At 37.0% G+C, this 21,715-nt stretch carries 17 protein-coding genes; 4 read left to right on the top strand and 13 right to left on the bottom strand.

Going from position 1 to position 21,715, the window contains the following annotated elements; all coding sequences use genetic code 11:
- Nucleotides 1-20: 20 nt before the first annotated feature.
- From JZ784_RS11660 to JZ784_RS11640, 5 genes are all read right to left on the bottom strand, one after another.
- Nucleotides 21-185 (bottom strand): hypothetical protein, encoded by a 165-nt coding sequence (locus JZ784_RS11660; protein WP_346314982.1) that lies wholly within the window; start codon nucleotides 183-185, stop codon nucleotides 21-23.
- A gap of 258 nt (nucleotides 186-443) precedes the next feature.
- Complete coding sequence (locus JZ784_RS11655) at nucleotides 444-3,245, bottom strand: DEAD/DEAH box helicase family protein (protein WP_346314981.1); 2,802 nt, start codon at nucleotides 3,243-3,245, stop codon at nucleotides 444-446.
- Nucleotides 3,242-4,921, bottom strand: a complete 1,680-nt coding sequence (locus JZ784_RS11650) for a site-specific DNA-methyltransferase (protein WP_346314980.1) — start codon at nucleotides 4,919-4,921, stop codon at nucleotides 3,242-3,244. Before JZ784_RS11650 ends, JZ784_RS11655 begins: the two co-directional genes overlap by 4 nt.
- Complete coding sequence (locus JZ784_RS11645; RefSeq protein ID WP_346314979.1) at nucleotides 4,918-6,723, bottom strand: AIPR family protein; 1,806 nt, start codon at nucleotides 6,721-6,723, stop codon at nucleotides 4,918-4,920. Before JZ784_RS11645 ends, JZ784_RS11650 begins: the two co-directional genes overlap by 4 nt.
- Nucleotides 6,724-9,573: an SNF2-related protein gene (locus JZ784_RS11640; RefSeq protein WP_346314978.1), complete on the bottom strand. Its 2,850-nt coding sequence runs from the start codon at nucleotides 9,571-9,573 to the stop codon at nucleotides 6,724-6,726.
- Between the two features lie 166 nt (nucleotides 9,574-9,739).
- Between JZ784_RS11640 and JZ784_RS11635 the strand changes: the two genes are divergently transcribed.
- Both JZ784_RS11635 and JZ784_RS11630 read left to right on the top strand, forming a co-directional pair.
- Nucleotides 9,740-9,907 (top strand): YhfG family protein, encoded by a 168-nt coding sequence (locus JZ784_RS11635; protein ID WP_195726535.1) that lies wholly within the window; start codon nucleotides 9,740-9,742, stop codon nucleotides 9,905-9,907.
- Nucleotides 9,908-9,919: 12 nt separating this feature from the next.
- Nucleotides 9,920-10,516 carry a putative adenosine monophosphate-protein transferase Fic gene (locus JZ784_RS11630; protein WP_346314977.1) on the top strand — a complete coding sequence of 199 codons (597 nt, stop codon included), beginning with the start codon at nucleotides 9,920-9,922 and terminating at the stop codon, nucleotides 10,514-10,516.
- A 99-nt stretch (nucleotides 10,517-10,615) separates the two neighbouring features.
- On the opposite strand, the gene JZ784_RS11625 is transcribed toward JZ784_RS11630, so the two are convergent.
- The 5 genes from JZ784_RS11625 to JZ784_RS11605 all read right to left on the bottom strand — a co-directional run bounded on the left by JZ784_RS11625 (nucleotide 10,616) and on the right by JZ784_RS11605 (nucleotide 15,276).
- Nucleotides 10,616-11,503 carry a hydrolase or metal-binding protein gene (locus tag JZ784_RS11625; RefSeq protein ID WP_346314976.1) on the bottom strand — a complete coding sequence of 296 codons (888 nt, stop codon included), beginning with the start codon at nucleotides 11,501-11,503 and terminating at the stop codon, nucleotides 10,616-10,618.
- Between the two features lie 195 nt (nucleotides 11,504-11,698).
- Nucleotides 11,699-12,757 carry a lambda-exonuclease family protein gene (locus tag JZ784_RS11620; RefSeq protein WP_346314975.1) on the bottom strand — a complete coding sequence of 353 codons (1,059 nt, stop codon included), beginning with the start codon at nucleotides 12,755-12,757 and terminating at the stop codon, nucleotides 11,699-11,701.
- Nucleotides 12,758-12,931: 174 nt separating this feature from the next.
- Entirely contained in the window at nucleotides 12,932-13,963 is a 1,032-nt protein-coding gene (locus JZ784_RS11615) for a DUF932 domain-containing protein (protein WP_346314974.1), read from the bottom strand.
- A gap of 22 nt (nucleotides 13,964-13,985) precedes the next feature.
- Nucleotides 13,986-14,264: a hypothetical protein gene (locus JZ784_RS11610; RefSeq protein ID WP_346314973.1), complete on the bottom strand. Its 279-nt coding sequence runs from the start codon at nucleotides 14,262-14,264 to the stop codon at nucleotides 13,986-13,988.
- A gap of 103 nt (nucleotides 14,265-14,367) precedes the next feature.
- Nucleotides 14,368-15,276 carry an inovirus-type Gp2 protein gene (locus JZ784_RS11605; RefSeq protein WP_346314972.1) on the bottom strand — a complete coding sequence of 303 codons (909 nt, stop codon included), beginning with the start codon at nucleotides 15,274-15,276 and terminating at the stop codon, nucleotides 14,368-14,370.
- Between the two features lie 462 nt (nucleotides 15,277-15,738).
- Here JZ784_RS11605 and JZ784_RS11600 point away from each other — a divergent pair, with 462 nt between their 5' ends.
- Complete coding sequence (locus tag JZ784_RS11600; RefSeq protein WP_346314971.1) at nucleotides 15,739-16,635, top strand: hypothetical protein; 897 nt, start codon at nucleotides 15,739-15,741, stop codon at nucleotides 16,633-16,635.
- A gap of 100 nt (nucleotides 16,636-16,735) precedes the next feature.
- On the opposite strand, the gene JZ784_RS11595 is transcribed toward JZ784_RS11600, so the two are convergent.
- Nucleotides 16,736-17,920, bottom strand: coding sequence for a hypothetical protein (locus JZ784_RS11595; protein ID WP_346314970.1), 1,185 nt, complete (start codon nucleotides 17,918-17,920; stop codon nucleotides 16,736-16,738).
- Between the two features lie 146 nt (nucleotides 17,921-18,066).
- Here JZ784_RS11595 and JZ784_RS11590 point away from each other — a divergent pair, with 146 nt between their 5' ends.
- Nucleotides 18,067-18,360: a pyocin activator PrtN family protein gene (locus JZ784_RS11590; RefSeq protein WP_032008304.1), complete on the top strand. Its 294-nt coding sequence runs from the start codon at nucleotides 18,067-18,069 to the stop codon at nucleotides 18,358-18,360.
- A gap of 216 nt (nucleotides 18,361-18,576) precedes the next feature.
- Here JZ784_RS11590 and JZ784_RS11585 read toward each other — a convergent pair whose 3' ends face one another.
- A complete protein-coding gene (locus tag JZ784_RS11585; RefSeq protein WP_346314969.1) occupies nucleotides 18,577-19,779 on the bottom strand; it encodes a site-specific integrase in 1,203 nt (400 codons plus the stop codon).
- A gap of 1,390 nt (nucleotides 19,780-21,169) precedes the next feature.
- Complete coding sequence (locus tag JZ784_RS11580; RefSeq protein ID WP_346314968.1) at nucleotides 21,170-21,715, bottom strand: hypothetical protein; 546 nt, start codon at nucleotides 21,713-21,715, stop codon at nucleotides 21,170-21,172.

Here is a 21,715-nt window from a genome sequence, read left to right as displayed (position 1 = left end):
AAAACAAGTTTAATTTTTCTTTAAATAGAGTTTAATCGATCTAAATAACGCTCCAAATGCAACATGGCTACATAGTACTTTTTCAACTCAAATTTATTTATTTTTCCAAAAAGAAAAGCTCTAAAAATACGCTTTAATGCCTTCATCTTATGCTTATTAGTAAATGTATTAGGACTAATTTTCATGTTAATTTCCTTTCAATATAGCTTCTCAAGTTTGATTGATTAAAGCGACCAATCAATTGAAAGATAAAGTATGAAAATGACAGGAGATGTCATAAGCTTAAAAGATATTTATTTTCTTGAATATCCACTTTTCTTATTTGATTTTTTTGCTGAGATGGCAACTGTTTAATTGCCAATCTAAGAACTTAATAAATATAATAGATAAAATTTATCCAAAAAATAAAAAGCTCTAACACGTGTTAGAGCTTTTCCTAATCGTCAACTTTCAAATCTAAATCTTAGATAATCATTCAACCTTTTACTTTCTACAACTTCATTATGTGGAATCAATAAATAATGCCAAGGTTTAGTCGACACTGTCGAGGCATTTTTGCACCACTCACTTCCAGCTTGAGCCTTGATAATCACTTCTTCCGAAGTCATTTCATTTTCTGCTTTTGTTTCAGCAAGCAAATAATACTTTTCCGTCTCAACTACAAAATCTGGAATATATTCAGGCTGTGAGCCCTGGAAATTATAATAAATTTGGAACTGCCCTTTCGCTGGCTTAAACCATTTATTACTATCTCTTTCCAAGATAATAGCAAAACGTCTTTCAGTATCAGAATCAAATTTTTGAAAGACCATGAGACATTTTGAGAAACCAGTAAAAAGTAATTTTTTTATTGATATTCCTTTAGCAGGTGTTACACGAATAGATTGAGGAGGTATTTCCTTTGCTGCTGTGAAACTTGGCTGTTTTAGCTCAACAAAACTGCGATTAATGACAACATTATAATTTGATGCATTTTCCCAATGATGCTTTTGCATTTGACCATGAATATTATTGGCTATCGTCTGATAATTCTGTTCAACAACCTGTATTACCTCATCATCAGTTAAGTAGGTTTTGAAATAATCTACCATTTGATTCGACAAGTTATATAACAAATCAGCCTGAGTAAAATAATCAATATCATCAAAATCGATTAATGCATAAACAATACGATCTTGAGGACTCTTTTCATTTAAAGCTTCATCCGCTTTAATACTGAAAATTTGGTTGTTACTTAAGTTTTGACCAATTAATTCACGCTCTTGTGGCTGTAAATGCAATCCTTGAACATCAAGATCAAATGAATGATATCCAGTTGTTACATCATCTGAAGGTGTTACTGAAATACGTGGAATATCAATCGTATTTTGAATATGTACTTCTGTAACCTGCTGAACAATTTTTAGTACTTCTTCTTCTGATGGAAGTTTTTTGTTACTTTGCTCATCGCCAAAATCTAACTCTTGAACCATACTTGAGGCATTTTCCTGAATTGCCTTAAGTACATTTGCTGTCATTTGTGCTTGAACTTCATGACGAGTTAAATCTTCACTATGTTTTACAGTTTCAGTATTTTTAGCCTGTGCTTGAATCTCTTTCTTTACTTGCTGAATTGTCTGAATCACTGTTGAGCTTGTTAAATCCAAATCTACTTGCAGCTTTGTCTCTTCAGCCTTTTCATCTTTCGACTCAACCTGATCTTCGATAATAACAGTTTCTTGAGTATCAGTTAACTGACTATGTCCCGTACCTAACAGCACATCTAAACGAGATGTACTTGTTACACTGATCACTTCTTGCTCTTCATTTTCAGGTTCAAGAATATAAGTCTTTAACTTAAGAATAGAATCTTCTCGATTCGCCTCATCTACAATATCTTGGAATCGATCATGAGCAACAATACTCAGGCGATCCACTTCCTCTACCCCTGTACGTTTCCCATAAGGCAAACGCAAACCACGCCCAATAGACTGTTCTACCAAAGTACGAGCATTTGCAGCACGCAATGGAATGATTGTATAGAGGTTCGTTACGTCCCAACCTTCTTTAAGCATGTTGACATGAATGACTATTTCTGTAGGTTCATTTGGATCTTCGACTGACAGTAATCGCTGAGTGATTTCTTCTTCTTTCGTACTACTATCAACCTGAATGACTTTATCTTTGTATTGCCCTTTGAAGAACTCATCAGATTCAATACGCTCTTTTAATTGAGCTGCATGTATTGTGTCTCGTGCAATAATGAGAACAAAAGGTTTAACTTTTGACCGACCTGTGTTTTGGGCATAGTTAATTAAATGCACCTTGGTCATTTCATGTAAGCGAATACCATCTTTAAGCTTAATCTCTTCTATTTGTTCTGTAGTTAAGCCTCTTGGATCAAAGTTACGCTGTGTCACTACTGCTGGCTCTTTCACAAAGCCATCTTCCATTGCTCGTGCTAATGGGTAATCCATCACTACATTTTTAAATGCAACAGGACCTCTATTCGTTTCAACAAATGGTGTTGCTGTTACTTCCAATCCCATCAATGGATTAAGCTCATTAATCGCTTTAATCCCTGCGCTTGCACGATAACGATGTGACTCATCCATTAAAAGTACTAAGTCATCTAAACCAGCTAAATGATTAAAATAGCTTTCCCCTAATACTTCACGCATACGCTTAATTCGGGGTTCTTTACCACCACGAACTTCGCTATTAATTTTTGAAATGTTAAATACATTAATACGTATTTGCCCTAATAAGCTTGCAGTTGCAGTATCACGGCTATCGTAGTTATCACCTGTGATAATCATAGGAGATTGGAAGTTAAACTGCGCCAAATTTGCAAACACATACTTCGGCGTATTTGGGGTAAAATCGGTAATTAACTTTTCATAAATCGTTAAGTTTGGTGCTAAAACAAAGAAGTTATTAATACCATAGGCCAAATGCAAATAAGCAATAAAAGCTCCCATCAAACGGGTTTTACCTACACCTGTCGCCAAGCTAAAACAAATACTCGGAAAGTCTCTTTCAAAGTCAGCTAACGTTGGAAATACTGTTTGTAACTTCGCCAATGTTTGCGAATTAACCTCAGTATCTCGTCCCTGCTTCGTTAATAACTCTTTGGCATTTTGAATTGCAAAATCGAGTTTCTCTAAACTTTCTGCTTGTGGCGCACGCAAAGACAAGCGTGCTTTTAAGTCTTTAACTACTTGGGCAACAGGGTTACGCTGTGAATATTGAATTGATGCTGTCATGTTTGATCCCCAAATAAGTCACCCGTTACCTGACTTTGTTCTTGCATATTTTTAACTTTTTTTGCTTTTGGCTTTTCTTCAATATCTGGTTCTGACATCGGCAGATTTTGAACATTCAAACTGTAATCATCATGTCCCCACTCACATGCTTTAATGATACTGTTTGGAATTTTCTTTAACGTTAGATTGGTAAAACGATCAATATTTTTAGAACGCCAAGCACTCGCAATGATCAACAAAGTACGACCTTCACCGACTTCCTCAGAAATCGCCTGTAACTGTTGATCAGTCAATGTCTGTGTAGTGACATAAATAAAATCCGTTTCACTACCTTTGCCATGATTCCAATACTCGGTTTCTGAAGGCGTGTAGGTATAGCCTTCTAGCTTACACATTGCTTCGACAAGCATTTCCTGATTATATTCAGGGTTGATAACCCAATTATCCCACTGGTCTTTTTTCATCAGACTTGGTGCAAGTTTGTAATAGCGGAAACCGCCACCACCTTGCCACCCAGTAGACTCCGTTACGCCACCTTTATCCTCACCATCAATGACTTTTTGCAGACGAGGAATAATGTGAGTATGACAATGCTCACCCAGTTCAACCATAATCCAGCGACGACCCATCTTCTGAGCTACTGCTCCAGTTGTACCTGAACCAGCAAATGAGTCTAAAACTAAATCATCCTCATTTGTCGCAATATGAATAATTCTTTCTAACAATTCTTCCGGTTTAGGGCTATCAAATCCCTTCCCATCAAATAAGATATTAGAATGTCTTTTTGCTTGATCGTTAGTTGAAACATCGTCAGCATACCAAATTGTCTCAGGTGTCAAACCTGTATCGTTACTCTCACTCAAAAATTTCTTTTGTCTTGGGACATTATTACCATCCAGACCGAAATAAATTCTATTATCAGTAATTAACTCTGCTAACTTTTTTTCGGTAAATCGCCAACAGTTCCCTGCTGGAGGCTCTATAACTCTACCACTAGGCGTCGTTATTTTATAAAATTGCGATGCAGTACCATGTCCAGCTTGGGCAGTGATAGCGACTGATTGCCATACTCCTCTAGGATCCTCATCAGGATTTTTATATCTTTTTAATACTTCTTCGGTTAAACCAATAGGATTACGAATCTTGTCAAAGACAAATTTATTTTTGGCGAATACTAAAACATAGTCATGCTTAAAGGAAAAGGCTCTTCTATTCTCTCTACTTTTCCTTTTTTCCCAAATAATTGAGCAAGAGAAATTGTTTCTCCCAAAAATTTCGTCACACATTATTTTAAAATAATGAATTTCGTTGTCATCAAGTGTTACCCATAAACTTCCATCTTCACTTAATAAGTTATAAATAATTTCAATGCGATCTCGCATCAAACCTAACCAAATTGAATGCTCTAGCCCATCATCATAATATTCAAATGCACTACCTGTATTATAAGGTGGATCAATAAAGACACATTTTACTTTACCTGTATATTCACGTTCTAACGCTTTAAGAGCAAGCAAGTTATCACCAAAAATTAATTTATTATCAAAGATATCATTTTCTGAAACTTTAGTATTTGCATGGTAAGACTTTGAAGGATCTTCAAGTAAAATTCGGGGCTCCAGGCGTGGTCTCTTGTCTTTACCAATCCAAGTCAGTTCAAGTTTTGTTTTGGTCATGGTGTACCAGTTCCTAAAGTCAATTGTGGAGCATTATCTGTTAGGTAGTTTACCAAATTTGCTTTGGGATAGCTTTCATTTGGACTAGAAGTAGCCAACATCCCTTGTACACTCGAGTTGGTTGTTTTACCAAAATGCTCAATCATTACATCAATTAAAACATTTATAACAGATGAGGAATTTTTAAAGAATTTATGAGGTGAATCACCTGCTAATCCTGAACTTGTTTTATTAAAGATTAATAGCCTTAAGGCATCTAATTCAGCACTAATACTTGCTGGTAAATTAGTCATTGAAGCTAAAACAGGTTTATCCAATTCTTTTTTAAAGCGTTTTGAAAAAATATAAAATGCTACATAATTCGCATGTTTGTATATAAGCTTTTCTTGCCCACTTGCAGATCGAATATATCCATTCCAAATATGATTAAAATGTCTATATAACAAAACGGTATTCAATAATTTTAGACCTGTTAAAACGTTAGAAAATACTTGCTGATATTCCTGTGAATTTAAATCAAGCATCAATGTTGCATTGTTTTTAAGTTTGATTGGATATGTGGAGTTCTTGTCCAACATTGCTAAAGAGCGCATCGCTTCATCTACTGTAATAGCTTGCACAGTAGAAGATAATTTCGTAGGGCGATAAAAGTACTCATGTCCCCAGTGCTTAATTTCTCGTCTTAATCTTTCTTGCTGATTATCTAATGCTACAAAATCTGTTAAATCTACTGGATTTTGATTATTACGATTTTGAGTAATTTTTTTACCAATATCTTGCGTCAAGTCTGCTTGAATTACAGTAACTAATACTTTTGCGTCATCAGAAATTTGATCCCCATTTTCTTTATAAAAATCATAAGCTGTTGCAATAGTCTGAGCGCCATTAACAACTGACATATTGAGAATTTTATATTTTCTATTATTCCCACCTAGGGAACCAGCACTTTCAAAATGAGAACATAAAGCTGTTATTCCATTATTATATAAGAAAAAATTATTTGCCTCTTGATTCAAAGTATTTTTAATAGCTCTATTAGGACCAGTATGACCACCAATAAAATAACGAATATTTTTTTGGTATAAAGCGAATGAATATCGCTCATGCAATTGAACTAAATCCTTTAGTTTAACCTGTCCATATAGAGTTTTTCTTGGAGTCTGAATATTGATGGCATTGTAAAAGTTAATTTTTTCAGAAACTGTTGGATAACTATGCTGTTTATCCAAACACTCTTTAACATGCAAAGAATCAAAATATATAACGTCTGGCTGTAAGCGATCTTCATTATGGGATTCACTTTCAATGAAACGTTTCAAGCAATCTTTAGCATGCATCGAAACTTGGTTCCCCGTATAGCAAACGACTAATACTATTTTTTCAGCATCGTGAAGTGCACTTTGAATCTCTGATTGACGATTCAAAACATTTTGATTAAATGCATTAAACTGACAATTAAGTATCAACTTTAAGCCTGCTACGAATGTCTGTGCCTCCGCTTCCTTAAAATCTTTTGCCTCTAATTTACTTTGCACTAAATACAAAACCTTTATGGTTTGTTCAAAGTAAATTGCATCAATACCATTATCATTAAAATCATCAATAACTGCTCTGGCGCTTTCCACAACGGAAGCATTACATAGTGCTCGCAAAGTAAAAGCACTAAATGCTCTAGCTATATTTTTTTCATTTTGTTCCTCAATCGGCCTACTTTGATCTAGCAAAGCAGGTAAGTGATGGAGATAATGATTGCTCAGCTCGTTTTTTAAAATTGTTAATAAATCTGCTCTCAAAGCTGGCATTTAAATAATTTCCCATTCAATTTCAAATAACTTCTTCGCTTGAACTTGCTGTTCAAGCTGCCCCTCTAATTGACCAATCAATTCATTACGTTGCATATCAATTTCATCTTGGCGGTCAAATAACTCTCGACGTAGCTTCGTACGCTTCATTTCTAATTCACGCTGAGTTTTTTGCCAATTCAACTTATCTTGTAATGAAGTTGCAATCGTCGCTGACTTTCTCGCTTCTTTAATTGCTTTATCAATTTCCTTGATCTCAACCTCAAGACCATTTTTTAAGTCATCTGCCCACCCATCAAGCTTGATAATTTCCTGATCGAAAAATCCAAGATTCCGAACATTGACGTCCTCAAGAATCTTGTTCTTACGATTTTCTTGCTCTAAACATATCTTCTCAGGTAATACAATTTGGTTAATATCAACTTGAGCTTTCATTGGTAATTTTAATAATTTCTCGGGATCATCATCAGCTAAAATTTGACCTGAATTGGTCATAGCACTGAGTACAAGATGTTGTTCCATACGACCAAGGCTAGATACCTCTAGTAGCTCAGCTATGAGAATTCCAGATTCACCAATGAAAGGTTTTAAACTCGATACCTGCAAACCATATGCATCATAATCAAATATGAGTTTTTCAGGCTTTAAAGCCAAAGACTTGTATCGATCCAATAAACCTTGAACAAAGGGATGATTTAAGCGGATCACATGTTCATGGGTATTTGTTTTGGCTAGATCATAACGACCTAAATTAAACGTTGCACCACCAATTGTTATTACTTCATTTAGTTGGAAACCATTTTCATCAAATACGACATTTGCTTTATGACAGCTAAACTCATCATTTAGCAGTGTTAGTAAATACTGTTCGTATGTCTGTCGAATTTGGATAGCATCTGATTTGATACGATAGAGGACATTTTCATCAAAATGATTCATCAGTAAATTACGAGTATTCAGCATCGCTTCATTAATTTCAGCCGAAAGCTCATTCTGTAAACTTTCAAAACTTTGTGCTATTTCTTCAGGATCGCGACACTCCTGATAAATTTCTGCAATTCTTTTTTCAAAATCCACACCAGAACCAATTGTTCCTAGAATTTCATCACTTGCACCAAAGACCCCATCAAAAAGTTGGAACTTTTCAGATAGTAAATCATAAACACGAGAATCAGCTTCATTACTTCGATCAACAAAATTTACCACTACAACATCATGCTTTTGACCATAACGATGGCATCGTCCAATACGTTGCTCAATACGCTGTGGATTCCATGGCAAATCATAGTTAATAATCAAAGAACAAAACTGTAAGTTAATCCCTTCCGCACCTGCCTCCGTCGCAATCATGACAGAACCTTGCTCTTTAAAGTAATCAACTAATGCTGCACGTGTATCTGCTGACTTCGCACCTGTAACACGATCCGTCCCTTTATATCTCTCAATCCATTCCTTATAGATTTTCTTCGCTTTATCATCATTATTGGTGCCATTAAATAAAACTAAGCCATCAAAATAGGATGTACCTTTCAACAATTCGGTGAGATATTCTTGAGTCCGTTTCGACTCAGTAAAAATAATGGCTTTTCTTTCTGCACCTAACTCTTGCAAAGCCTCAAATGACGTCTCTAATGCTGTAAGTAAAGCTTGCCCTTTAGACTGCTGTTTAATATTTACAGCTAAAGATTGAAACTCTTTTAGCTCAGCAATTTCCAACTCAATAGCTTGCTTTTCTTGAGCAGATAAAATTTCATCTTCTTCAAGAAGCTCTTCATAGTCATCTCCAGACTCTGTCAAAGCTTCATAATCATCATCCAACTCATCCAAAATATTCGAATCTTGATCAAGCAATTTCTTTTCAAGGCGCGTAGTCATTGTTGCTAAAGCACCTGCAATCGCTTGAGTTGATGAAGCGAGTAACTTCCACAAGACAAGGGAAATCAACTGTCTTTGTCCAACGGGTAAAGCTTGTAAATTAGGGCGACGTAAATAGTCAGCAACTAAGTCTCTTAATTGTTGTTCTTCTTTTGAAGGCGTAAAGTCCTGAACAATTGCACGTCGTGCTGTATACGAAACAAAAGGCTGTACCTGTTGTCTCAGAGTTCGTTTACATACCGTTGCTAATCTTGCACGAAGTTGAGGAAGTGTTATTTCCTTATCACCTGCAATAAACTGACTTTTAAAACTTTCCAAGTCACCAAAAACTCGTTCATCCAAAATACTCACCAATCCATAGAGCTCTAATAAAGAGTTTTGTAATGGAGTTGCAGTTAATAGTACTTTGTTGTGTACATGCGCCAGGGATTGCTTGATTACATTCGCTGTTATATTTTGTTTTTTATAAACATTTCTTAAGCGATGTGCTTCATCGATTATAACTAAATCCCAAGCAATATTTTTAATATCATTTGCTTTCGATTTCACAAACTGATACGAGCAAATAATAATTTCTTCTTGAATAAAAGGATTTGTATAACCTTCTTTTTTTAGTTGATTATAAATTTTTGCTTCAAAAATAGCAGCTTTCAAACCAAATTTATCATACAGTTCCTGATACCACTGCTTTCTTAGATTAGCTGGAGTAATGATTAAAATACGTTTTTTTCTCTCTGCCCAAGTCTGAGCAATTACCAAGCCAGCTTCTATCGTTTTACCTAAACCCACCTCATCTGCAAGTAATACTCCCTGAGATAATGGATTTTTAAAAGCAAATAAAGCTGCATCAACTTGATGTGGGTTCAAATCAACTTGCGAGTCAATCAATGTTGACGCAAGTGAATCAATAGAATTATCCGCAGATTTTTTAGTCAGCAACCATGATAGATATTGTTTTTGTTGATTAGAAAGCATGACTGACATAACTCAATGTTTTATAAGCAAGTGATGAAAATATCATAACATTAATAAAAGTTTTTCCAGCTTAATCTGCAATGAAACATACATGATTTATCACACTGATGTAGAGTTATCTTCTCTGCTATACTAATTTTAGTTGTTAGCTTGATGGAGTCTCAAAATGCTTAAATCTACCGAACAGAAAAAAAAACATATTCAGGCAACCCGCTTGCAAAACTACCAAGCCAGTCTCAAGCTCGAAGGGATTACCACATCAGGTAATCTAACCCAGCTAAGCAAAGCGCAAATTTTGCAAAAATATAAAAAGTATTCACAACCAGAAAGCTAACTGAGTACTGCTATGGATAAGTATGGGGAACTAGGGGATAGCCTATATTGCTATTCAGGGACCAATATTCTAAAAAACAAGCTGAATATCCGTGATGAGCAGATTTTAGAACAAGCAGAACTTGAACTATCAGGCTTATCGAGTAGCTTAATTGAATATGCGGAACCGCCTTACGATTTGCACTACTTACAATCTATCCATGCACAGCTTTTTGGTGACTTGTACGAATGGGCAGGACAACTTCGGCAAATTGATATCTCTAAAGGTGATACTCGCTTTTGTACATTTTCCCGTATCGAAATTGAAATAAATAAATTAATTAATCCACTTCAGCAGCAGAATTACTTTCAAGGCCTAGAACTACAACAATTTATACCTAAACTTGCTGATTTGTATTGTGAACTCAATGTCATCCATCCATTTCGTGAGGGTAATGGACGTACCCAACGTATTTTCTTTGAACACCTAATTGCCTACTGTGGCTATGGCATTGATTGGTCGAAAATCAACTCTAAAGAACAATGGGTACAAGCAAATATTGAAGGCTTTTATGGTAATTTGCAGCTATTAATTCAAATATTTGAATCATGTCTTACCCTACCAGACTAAAAAAATAAGGGAGCCAGAGCTCCCTTCAATTAGTGACTAGCCAACTTGTTCAGAATCCATTAATTGACTTACCAAGCTGACTAGATAATTTAACTGTACTCAATTCACAGCTCTGACACTCTGCTGAATATCCTGCACAAACCCTTCAGGCGAAGCTTGTTGCTTTACCATAAAGCTTTGCTCTTGTTCAGGATAGTATTCCTCCAATACATCTAGCCCTTCCTCTATATCCGTTTCAAACCTTGCATTCCCAAAACCCTTCCTGGCAGTGAAATCCACAGCCTCCTGATAAAACCCCGCCTGCTTACTCTGCTCATCCATTTGCTTCGCTTGCATAATGGCTTCATTCAAGCTAATCCCCTCCCTTAAAGTTAAATCCACGTAATACACTGGTTGACGATAACTCTGTGTCGTACTCTTGCCCCGCAATATCAACTGCAATGGGAGGCAAGACAACAAACCATTTGATGCCGCATGGTAATAACTCAGCCGTGCAGCCAAAGTTCGAATGCTGTTAAAACCCGTGGTTCTAAAGATAAAAGTTCCAAATTCATCCGATTCATCCAAGTTCACATGCAAACGCCCGTAGGGCTTGCAGCTCCCTCCTTGAGCCAATGGACATAAATCAGGGGATGGACAGGGATGTTGCTCCACGCCTTGATTGGTTAAACGTTGGCAGGTTTCTCCATTACCGACACAGACAGGTCTTCCAGTCTGTCGGTCAAACAGGCTGTATTCTGCACGTAGGTTTAAGTCAGGATCATTGAAGATCATGCGAACAGGGATTGAGCGCAACTTTTGATTAGGCGTATTCGCTCGAAGCTGATCATCTAATGGATGTTTGACCCAGCCTTCTTTGCTTTGAATCTGGGACGTAATGGTGAATTGATCATCTTTTTCAGGCAATCGCTTGCCATTCTTTTCGATCATACGACCGATACTGATCCGTCCCAGGATTGGTGGGGTAATTGCTAAACCTTTAATCATGTTGATATTCCTTAATGTATTACCTTACAAATCTGGGTCTATGTATGTAGGTCGGAACAAGGACCAAATAAGTTACCCAAAGAATGTAGAGCCAGATAAAGTGCTACAGAGATCGCGACCGATTTGCTCTCTACCGAAGGGTAGAGAGCGGGGAGCGATTTTTGTGAATTTTTGATTTGGTGCTGTAGATAGGGCTTAGTCGGTATAGATGTTAAATCGACGACTGCCTTGCTTTTGAAGTGGATAAAGCTCGATGAGTTCAGGCTGGTGCTGAAGCAATGCTTTGGTATTGAGGCTGATAGAGTCCTTGGCTTTCTTCCAGACTACTGAGCCATGAGCAAAGACCGCCCTTTCCTTGTCTTGCATCATCATTTGAATTTCATGTTTAAGCTGGTCAAAGCGTTCCTGCTTATGCTGAATCTCTTCTTTCATTTTGATGAGCTGGTCGAACATCAAATTGGCATTTTCATTTTGCGAGAGATCCTCTACTGTTAAAGGTACATGCGCTGGATAGAGTTGTTGAATCGCTTTAGCTGCGGATTCACTGGCATCGACTGATGGTGGTGTATCCTTTTCCACGCATTCCCAGAAATATCGTTCTGCTTGAACAATATGTTCAATCACGGATTCTGATCGTGTCACTTTGAAGATCTTGGTTTCATGCCCACAGATCAAGACACAAACATGTGCTGCCTGTTTACCTGTTACTGCCAGTTGATGTTGTACCTGACAAAGCACATATAAAGGCACACCATCACGCCACAATTTTGCTCCATGCTCACCTGCTGTTTTGCATTCCAAAATTTGGACTTCATCGCTACCGACTACGCTGTAATCCAGATTGGCTAACATAAAGTGTTTATCGGGATCAGGATGCTGAAGTACTGCATTGATCCGTCGCACCTTGTTATGGGTGCGCATGCTATAGAACTCTGCCACCAAAGGTTCTAGCTGCTTGCCCCAATACAGCGGTGCTACACCTGAGCTTTCATCTTCTATGGATTGAGCCTGACGACCTGTTTTGATTAACCAGAGTTCCAGCATCGACATATAGGGATTGAGACCACAGGCAGTCGCGGCATCACTGCTGCCAATGCCTTGCCTACGAACTTCAAGCCAGTCCTGATATTCCATCCCTTTGGTATTAACCAATCGCTTGGCTGCTGTTGAGCGTTTGGTGGTGATGCTTGGATTGACTACAATCTTTGATCCTACCGTCGTAGGCTGATGGGAAATAGATACAATTTGATTCATGGAATTATCCTTATAAATTCTGATCTCTGTAAAAGAAATGCATAAAAAAGCCATACCCGACACGAGGTCGGGCATGGCGATTTGTTTGCTGTTTTAATTGAGGGGGTTACATGAGTGCTATGACTAGCATTTGTTTGGGGGTGACTTGATTCGACATAAGTGAGTCAGTTAATTTCAGGCGATCAAAGCAAGTGCTTGCTCTAATCCTCGTTGTTTCACACCCGCACCTGCACCGAACCAAGCTGAATCAAGACGGTGATCTGTACTCATGGCACGTCGTTCATGATCCACAAATTCCGTGATCGAACAAAGTAATCCATAAGCTGTATCTTTCGCTGATGACATGTCAGCACCACGTCCTTGCCCATTGAACATGTCCAAAGCTTTATTCATGGCACGACCATTGGGTTCAGGCTTTTTCTCCTGAGCTTGCTGCGCGACATTGCGATAGAACTGAATGATGTTTTCTTCAGGATCAGAAATTGACATGGTGCTGTTATTGAACACGGCATCAAAGTAAGCTTTGGCTTCCTGCTGACTCACCTTACGCTGTGTGAGCTGTTTCATCTCATACATGTGCTCATCCCAAGCACGAACTGAAACACCCAATTGCTGTTTCACTTTCTCTGCATCAAACTTGGTGCTATGTGGAACTTTCACTACACCAGCACTACTGCTCTGCCCACGTAGAGCAATGGCTAACGTGTTGTTACAGACCACCCGGATACTTGTGAATTGTGCCGTCGTTGCCAACGTGCCGTCACACGCAGTAGCCAGCAAGATATAACCATTACTGACATCCTTAGACTTTAATGCAGTGCTTTGCCCAGTACGTGCCAAAGCCCAGAACTTCTTCCCACCTTTCAGTACCCCCGCAGTTTCTAGCTCAAAGCCTGATTGTTCAGTCAGATCCCGATAAAACTCCAGAATCTCTTTAGGCTGAACTTCCTGATAACGCTGACTGACCACAGATAAAGGTGCATGGGTATCTGAACGATACAAGACACGCTGCTCTTCAAATGGCATGATGATGCTTTGGCCACGTTCATTCTGTGCCATATAGCTGACATTCGAGGATTCAATCCGCCAATCCATCCCGGCTTGCTGTGCCCAGACTTCCAGTGGTTGTTTCGGACTCAGTTGATTACCGAGACCATGCCAAGGGGTTTCGCCCACATAGGCGATTTGTTCGATTTGATGTGCCATCGTTCTTATCTCCTATGCTGATTCAACGAAAATTCTGCTGACAGTGATTGCAGTGATAGTAGGTCATGGTGATTGGCTTTTTAGGCTCATCAAACACGCTGCTAAATAGACCACCAATCACTGCACCAGCGATACCACCAATGAATGGAGATACAGGCAGTGGCAAACTCTTTGAAATGGATGCACCAATGGTTGCGAACGATGCAGATGCGGCTAGACCTGTAGAATCAGATCCACTCACCTGCTGATTAACCACCTGAATGACCTGATCCGACAAGCAATAAGGACAATTTAATCTCATAATATATACCTCTAGAAATGACAAAGGCTCACCGATTGGTAAGCCTTGCAAAGTTAAAAAACTCGTTTTCACCTAGATAATGTATATCTGAGATTATTTTCATTTAGCGTCTATCATACTGCGCTCTTAACTGACCTTTACCAAATACTCTTCGTCCTTTTGGCTTTACACGTAAGTATTGAAGAGTACGTTTGTGATGATCAGCAATGTATTGCATTGCCTCAATGAAATTTGTTACTTGGGTTGAATCACGACGATAGATTACACCAATCCCCAGCTTATTCTCTCTTCGAAGTTTCGCTACACGTTCCCGGTTCCAGCAATTATAGCCTTGACCATAACCTCTAGTAATATCCTTCCATAACTCAATAATTTCATCCCCCCAATATGCTGCGCTTCCATCACGATAGGCATTATCATAAATGATTGCTAAGTGACAGTGAAAACCTTTACTTTTACCACCTTGCTCTACTCCCCATATATACCCGACCACATGTTTAAATATGCCATCTTTATTTTGGATACGGTTAAGCAGTATATCTAAGTCCTTATAAATATCTTCAACTCTAATTCGACTAGAATATTCTTGCAAATAACCCAAGTCTACACGAGCAACTAATATTCGACTGCATTTATTAAGTATTGATCTACAATATTCCTGAACTTCAACTTTATTTTCATCTTTCTGTTTTTCAATGGTTTCATAATCTTTCTTGAAAAGCTCAAATAAATCTAAAAACCATTTTCTTATCTCTCTGTACCCAATTATCTTTAACTCGTCCATAAGTTCAAAATAACCAGAGTCTATTCTCTGTAAGTCATATCTCAGAATTACAAAGAATTTAAGATAACCTGTGTATTCATCATCAGGATCATAAATATCATTAAAGTCAAATAATAGATCTATAAGCTGTGAATAGAATCCATCCCATTTCGTTCGTTCTTTTTTTAAACGTTTTAAAAATTTCTCAATATGAAGTGTAAGTTTTTCCTGATTAATTGAATCTCTCATGTTTAAACCTATGTGTGTGATAGTTACATAGGTATAGGGAATTCAGTATATATATACATTTACTTCACAATAAAGTGTTACCTAATAAACGATTAGATTAATAACCAAAGCTTTAGGGAGTCCAAATTCCTCCTGTAGTGCAGTACCTATTCTCTACATAAAAAACTTTTCCTCCCTGCTCTACGCTTAAATTCATGCAGGCTCTAGTCTCAAAAAAGCTAGAATTAAGGAATAAAATGAATTTTAGACTATATCGTTTTAGTACCTAATTTTAGTTATAAAAAAATTAAATTAAAAACTTATATTGCCTAAACATTTTTTATTTATAACCCCCTTATCCCTTAGTAGAAAGCTTTTAAAAATATAGTGCAAAACAAGGGGAAATAGAGTGAAAAACTTAGTAGAAAGTATTGTTTTTATTACCTAAAGTATGACGTAAGCTTTTTAAAAACAGGATACAAAATGCGCAATTCTGAACTAGACAATCTTAAATCATTCCTGACACAACTTAGAGATGAAGATCTTATCTGGGCACTGTTTGTCTATCATCGCCCAAATATTGATAACAATCGCAGAATACGGGAGAGCAACGCTGCTATAGAAAAAGATATAGCAAAACTGAACAGCCTAGATAAACTCAGGAACATAAGTAAATTTATAATTGATGAAATGAATAATAGTAGTGATGATGATATCTATTATTTTTTACGTGATTTAAAGGATTTTCAATCTAGAATCACAATACATTCTTTTGACTTTAATAAAATTAAAGATAATCAAAGATTCTTACAATTTGCATGCAAAGTCTTGAATGAAAAAGAAGGAGATCGCTTAATTTTAGATATAAAAAATCTATACTTCCAGCTCCTTTATCTGGCTTATACAATCCCTTTTTATTATGAAAATTCTAGATCAATTGAAAATATATATTATCGATTTGACAAAATATACACAAAATTCAACAGTCATTTTAAATCACCATGCTCTGATTTTTTTGTATGGGCTAAAAAGTATATTAATGAAAACTCAGAATTTAGGAGATACAGAAGAGATGCATCACATGTATCTGAATATGAGACTTTAATTAACTCAATATTTGATATTATCTATTATGAAGATGAAAATATTCACTATGCTCTAAGAAAAAAATTATTTAATGCGTGGTATCAAAAAAAGCACCGTGAGGAGAAAAAGGTGAAAAAACCTAACTATTACGCATTAACCAAAAGAGCTAGAGAAGCGTTGCTTACATTAGCTTTCAAGAATGGTGTGTCCGAAGAGCAAATGATCGAAAGACTCATCAATGAAACCTATACCAAAGAATGCTGTTCAATCGATGGAGAAAACCTATATTTGTAAAAATAATCTTTCCACCAGTCACACCCAATCTAGTCCATTGTATAACTAAGATTGGGTTTGTGCGTGCAGACCTAATGAAAATAGATATCTTAATAAAATTTTATTGATTTAAGCTCATATTCACTTTGCTTAAAGCACTTTTAAACTTATCCCCAATATTGGGATCATAAAAGAAATATTTAGTAAGTACTGGTTCTAATACTCCATAGAAGCCCTCATCTATCATGTCATTCACTGTAATTCTAATAAGCTTATAAAAATCAAAAATACTATTATGTTGGTCAAATAAGGTTCTTTCCGAAATAGCAAAACCATACTCTTCCATTTCTTTTTTTGCTATCTCAGAACAGGTAGGTTCAGCATCTAAGATGTGGATAGGGGTCTCACGGTATAATGGTTTATTTATGTTGTTCTTTTTGACCAGCATCAGATGCCATGCTCCTAGCAAGCTAACCCAAGATGCAAGGTTGGGTTTAAAGATCGGATTATGCCCTAACCTTGCCTCCACATTAGTAAGATACCCCGACAAATCATTTTTTTTGTTTAGATCAATAGTATAGATACGCTGATAATCTACTTTTTCCAAAGCTTCCAACTTGGCCTTAGACTTAATAACTGCAATGACTTTTTCATGGTCACTTAAATTATTCAAATCTACAATCTGCGACATTTTTAAATTTGATGCCAACAGCTTATTTTTAAAAATTTCTAATTCAAGAAATAGCATAGCTCTAAAAAATAACTTATCTAATAATTCCTGAGATATCACCTGATAGGCTTTACTATACTTTGAGACCTTTAATATCCCCATATCAATTAATTTTCCAAGTACTCCAATGGCAATATTGTCATATTCATAGCTTAAAAATTGACTAACTATTTTATAGCGTTCATTTCCGCTCAACGGATATATAGGTTGTCTATCCAATATGTTCTGCAAATCTTGGGCAAATTCATCAATAGGAAAACCCGCCCTATCGACTTCTAAACGTATCTCATGATTAAAAGCAGAGATAAAATTGCTAACATCATTATCTTGCATCTTATCCGATTTACTATAATAGGTAATATTTAAGTCTAGCCCCATCAATAGTAAATGCTTGTAGTGCTCAGCTCTCAGCCCTCTATATTTTCTTGTAGCTAAAATTAGATGAAAAGAATCATTCAACCTTTTATACAAATCTGACTTCTCATCAGAAAAGGTTTCTAGCGAAACAATATCGTAGAAGTATAAATAATCTAATAGTTTAATAGTGTTGATTTGAATGTCTGTTAGTTTTGGCATTGAGCTGTCTATGAAGAAAAAAGTTACCCTTATTTCCTCATTATTCGTCATTTCATCTTTTTTACAATTATTTCAGTGAATTTAGTTAGTTATACCTTAGTTGTATGACTAAAGATTCAAGAATTAACTTTTGAAAGAGTGACCAAATGAACAAAGTACAAATGAATTTATCAGATTATTTATTCATGCAATTTAAAACAATCACTCCTACTCTCGAGCAAGTAGGAGCCATGTATTATCCTCATTTAAGTAAAGCTAAATTGCTTGAAAAGGCTAGAAACATGGATTTCCCATTCCCATGCTATAGAATTGATGATAGCCAAAAAGCTCCTTACCTTATCAACCTAGCTGATTTTTCAGAGTTCCTTTCAAAGGCCCTACGAATTAATCAACCCTACATAGACACCGACATACACCAAACGTGCAAAAACAATGGTTGATGGTGGTTAAAGATGTCATACCTCACTTCCAAACAGATACGTGAAAAATTCAATATCAAAGCAGCCGCTACATTATGGAGATGGCAACAGCCAAACCAAAAAATGTTCGCGGAGCCATTCCCGCAACCCATAAAAGCAGTAAAGGGGTCTACAAGTCTTTGGGACCGAGAGCAAATAGAAACATGGGAAGCTAAATTTTTTAGAAATAATGAAAGCCTAACTAGTTAGGCTTTCCAATTTATCCCACCATTGTTTATAAGCGATTCCCATCTCTTTCTGATAATCATGGTAGTCATATGTCCCTTGCTCTCCAGGCATGGTATGACCAATCATTAACTCTGCAATATCACGCGATGTAAAACGACTAAAATGAGTACGAGCTGTACGTCTTAAATCATGCATAGACCAATGTTTCATCTCAACACCATAATGTCTTCTTGCATATTGCATGACATTATACGGTAGCTTACCTGGACCATTTTGCCCATACATCTCTTTAGTCCCATTATTCACGAACATATAGATGGAATTATTCAGCTCCATAGCCTGCTGAATAAAAGGCTCAATTTCAGGCAATATCGGTCTAAGAAGAGGTCGCTTCGTATACTTACCTGTCTTATGGTTTTCAGGTGGTACAGTCCAAATTTTGCGTTCAAAATCGAAATCCGATTTTTTTGCCATCCTCAACTCACTATATCTATTAGCATAGAAGAGACAGATTTTAATAAACAGCGCATTTTTCAACGCCATTCTAGACTCATCGCAAATTTTCCAAATTAGTGCCACTTCGTCATCTTCAAGAATTCGATCCACTTTATTCTTTTTAATGTTGAGATCACGTTTTCCAGTTATATGACGTATCGGGTTATTCTCAATCAGCCTACGATTTACGCCCCAATCTAAGCACTGTTTTGTATTTGTTAGCAGTCGATCAGTAATTGATGCAGATTTTTCAAAATGGTCTTCTAGTAACTCTAACCACATATGTAGTGTAATTTGATCTGCTGGCAGATATCCATATTTAGGAAACACATACAACTCAAAAGACCGCAATTGTTGTTGTGCATTTTTCTTATTCGGCATGCAGTATTTTTCATGCCATTCTAAATAGAGCTCCTTAAAAGTTAGTGCGTTCGTCACTTTATGAACTTCTAACTTTTTATAAACTCTTGGATCATGTCCTGCCTCTAGGACACCTTTCATTTTTTGCAACTCTTGCCTAGCTTGTAATAAAGTCAAATTGGGGTAAGAACCCAAGTCTAGGCGAGCTTGCTTACCCTCGTATCTGAAGCGCATTTGAAAAGTGATCTTACCTTTAGGTGACACACGTACACTCAAGCCATCTCTATCAGGTTCGACATGTTGCTCATCCCTAGTCTTACCTAAATTCTTTTTAAGCCATGTGTCCGTAAGTGGCATTTCACACCTGTGTACAAAATTTTAAATCAGAAAAAATAACATCAAATATGTACACACTCATGTACACAAAACTTCTGAATAAACTTAATTCAACTTGAAACATGATGCAATGGGTATAAGAAAAAAATTTTATTAAAATACTGTAATTTAATAAAATATTAATTTTATTTTGAATGCTTTTGAAATGGGTTGGAATAAGATGAATTATAGTGTGTTATTTGGGTGGGAAATAATAGCGAATGTACGGCGCTGAGCGACCTGCGCCGCTAATTCTTGTTTAAAACTCATGGAAAGACACCTGCTGCAGACACGCAGCGCAAAAGACCAGATCTGATCAATTTAAAAATTGGCGATATTGTAGCAGATTTCGAATAATAATCATTAAATCCCTTCAGCCCCTTAAACCTCAATAGGGAATCAAAACAGTAAAGGTAGATCTTCGCTAGTCCCTTTGATGACAGTAAAACGAAGCCAATCGTATCCTTCAATTAGCTTAGCTCAATCTAAACTGTTCTTAGCAAGCCAGTTTTACATTGTCAGTTTCACTCACTGGATATTAACCATTGAGCGAAAAGTGAATTGAGCATGTATTGGAAATATTTCTTTAGCAACCGGTGTAATACTGCAGACGAAATCAATCTTTGCTGCCCATCAATAAAGCATAAGTTGTTCGGCTTTTCATCTGCTTTCCAATGCAGCAATATGGTGCCCATATAATAGGTATCCTTGCATAAGAGACAATAAATCATTTATTGGCATAAGCCTGCTTCGAATGTCATAACGCTTTCATTTCTGCTTTTTTTGATTTGCCAATTAATCAGCAAGATACTGCTGAATAACCGGTTCACCATGCTGTTCTTGTAATTATGCCGAGCAATAACAAGCTGATGTAAAGAAACGCTTACATGCTAAAAATAGACTATAAATTCTAATCTATTTCTCCTGATCTGCAGTTATGCATCGTCAGAAGCCTAACTTCATTTTCAATATTGAAGACTGTGCTCTTTTGACTTTGTTGCACAGCCTGCATGTGCAGCTTTTTTCCACGCTGCTGACTGTTTGCTATATTTTGACTCCGCCCCAAACGCAGCATTAAAGCCCATACAATGAGATTGACGGCGGCTGAATATCATTGAACAGGCGACCTCAGTGCGAGCTGTCAAGGCAGGCCTTCTATCCAAAGCTTATCGTAAAATGCAGCGCATATTAGATTAAGCCCGCATAAGCATTGGGCAGCAGTAAAATATACTGCTGGAAATACCCGCGGCTTTGCAAATTTGAGAAACATTTTGAATGTACTTCAGCTCAATCACGTAAACCTGCTTTAGCCATGATCGAATTAATAAAATATTGAATACGGCACGGTCAGCGATTTTTTATTGTTCATTGATTACCCCCCGCACTGCTGTGATTCATAGCTTCCCCTATCCACCAACCGCTCTGCTGCAGCAAAGGCTTCTTTGGCATGCCGCCAGCCTAATTCTTGATATTCCGCAGCTGCCCAGATTAAATTCACTTCAGCCTGCGCGATCCATTTATAAGAGCAGCGGAAGCCGCCTTGATTTTTGATCGACTCGATCTGAGCCCACAAATCACGGCGCATAACTGGTGAAGCAAGAGGGGCATCCGCCGCGACATTCAGGCTGCTATCCGGTTGAATCCCCTTCAGTGCTTGTGCGTATGCATGTTGGCCCATTGCATTGTTTGACTTCTCCGCAGCTTCATGGTCTGCTGCAGTAAGCCATGCCAAAGCTTTTTCTAACTGATAAGATTCAATTTCAGTTTGAGCATCCGCCAGCTTTTGATTCAGCTGTACTCTTAATTGCTGTGAATTGCGTACAGAGTACTGTGAATCTAAATTTATTTCAGCATGGCCATAAGCAATGCTGAAATTTAAAATCAGCCATGCAGCAGTGCACTTCATCCATATTTTCAT

The sequence above is a fragment of the Acinetobacter sp. CWB-B33 genome (assembly GCF_039655955.1).
Lineage (GTDB): Bacteria > Pseudomonadota > Gammaproteobacteria > Pseudomonadales > Moraxellaceae > Acinetobacter > Acinetobacter bouvetii.
Note: the sequence above shows the minus strand (reverse complement) of the source record. Positions and strands in the feature narration are given on the sequence as shown.

What these genes read in the sequence shown, in the direction of transcription:
- JZ784_RS11660 (WP_346314982.1), bottom strand. Translation starts at nt 185, where the DNA reads ATGAAAATTAGTCCTAATACATTTACTAATAAGCATAAGATGAAGGCA.
- JZ784_RS11655 (WP_346314981.1), bottom strand. Translation starts at nt 3,245, where the DNA reads ATGACAGCATCAATTCAATATTCACAGCGTAACCCTGTTGCCCAAGTA.
- JZ784_RS11650 (WP_346314980.1), bottom strand. Translation starts at nt 4,921, where the DNA reads ATGACCAAAACAAAACTTGAACTGACTTGGATTGGTAAAGACAAGAGA.
- JZ784_RS11645 (WP_346314979.1), bottom strand. Translation starts at nt 6,723, where the DNA reads ATGCCAGCTTTGAGAGCAGATTTATTAACAATTTTAAAAAACGAGCTG.
- JZ784_RS11640 (WP_346314978.1), bottom strand. Translation starts at nt 9,573, where the DNA reads ATGCTTTCTAATCAACAAAAACAATATCTATCATGGTTGCTGACTAAA.
- JZ784_RS11635 (WP_195726535.1), top strand. Translation starts at nt 9,740, where the DNA reads ATGCTTAAATCTACCGAACAGAAAAAAAAACATATTCAGGCAACCCGC.
- JZ784_RS11630 (WP_346314977.1), top strand. Translation starts at nt 9,920, where the DNA reads ATGGATAAGTATGGGGAACTAGGGGATAGCCTATATTGCTATTCAGGG.
- JZ784_RS11625 (WP_346314976.1), bottom strand. Translation starts at nt 11,503, where the DNA reads ATGATTAAAGGTTTAGCAATTACCCCACCAATCCTGGGACGGATCAGT.
- JZ784_RS11620 (WP_346314975.1), bottom strand. Translation starts at nt 12,757, where the DNA reads ATGAATCAAATTGTATCTATTTCCCATCAGCCTACGACGGTAGGATCA.
- JZ784_RS11615 (WP_346314974.1), bottom strand. Translation starts at nt 13,963, where the DNA reads ATGGCACATCAAATCGAACAAATCGCCTATGTGGGCGAAACCCCTTGG.
- JZ784_RS11610 (WP_346314973.1), bottom strand. Translation starts at nt 14,264, where the DNA reads ATGAGATTAAATTGTCCTTATTGCTTGTCGGATCAGGTCATTCAGGTG.
- JZ784_RS11605 (WP_346314972.1), bottom strand. Translation starts at nt 15,276, where the DNA reads ATGAGAGATTCAATTAATCAGGAAAAACTTACACTTCATATTGAGAAA.
- JZ784_RS11600 (WP_346314971.1), top strand. Translation starts at nt 15,739, where the DNA reads ATGCGCAATTCTGAACTAGACAATCTTAAATCATTCCTGACACAACTT.
- JZ784_RS11595 (WP_346314970.1), bottom strand. Translation starts at nt 17,920, where the DNA reads ATGCCAAAACTAACAGACATTCAAATCAACACTATTAAACTATTAGAT.
- JZ784_RS11590 (WP_032008304.1), top strand. Translation starts at nt 18,067, where the DNA reads ATGAACAAAGTACAAATGAATTTATCAGATTATTTATTCATGCAATTT.
- JZ784_RS11585 (WP_346314969.1), bottom strand. Translation starts at nt 19,779, where the DNA reads ATGCCACTTACGGACACATGGCTTAAAAAGAATTTAGGTAAGACTAGG.
- JZ784_RS11580 (WP_346314968.1), bottom strand. Translation starts at nt 21,715, where the DNA reads ATGAAAATATGGATGAAGTGCACTGCTGCATGGCTGATTTTAAATTTC.